This window comes from Methylobacterium frigidaeris (assembly GCF_022179185.1).
In the GTDB taxonomy this organism is placed as follows: domain Bacteria; phylum Pseudomonadota; class Alphaproteobacteria; order Rhizobiales; family Beijerinckiaceae; genus Methylobacterium; species Methylobacterium frigidaeris.
In genome coordinates this window covers 1-243 of sequence record NZ_BPQJ01000319.1, presented here as the reverse complement: position 1 = coordinate 243, position 243 = coordinate 1, and the positions used below count along the sequence as shown (strand labels likewise).

The 243-nt window shown below is 69.5% G+C and carries 1 pseudogene; it reads right to left on the bottom strand.

Annotated elements, in window-relative coordinates:
- Positions 1-82, bottom strand: a pseudogene (locus tag MFF64_RS39175) (acyl-CoA dehydrogenase family protein); the annotation flags it as partial.
- Between the last annotated feature and the right edge of the window lie 161 nt (positions 83-243).

The window sequence follows — 243 nt, the reverse complement described above, 5'->3', positions numbered from 1 at the left end:
AGCCGTTGCCGCCGTGGATCTGCAGCGCGTTGTCGGCCCCCGCCCAGGCGACGCGGGCCCCCAGCAGCTTCGCCATGCTAGCCATGTCGTCCTGTGAGCCAAGGAGTTGACAGCTCAGCTTGTCTTCCTAAGACCGCTTGGCCTCCGACTTACTCGGAGGCCAGGAGGGCGGTCGGGCAGGCGGCGTGGGGCCGCTTGGGCCGGTCGTCGTTGCAGGTCACGGTCGGGGCGTGGTGGTTGGCG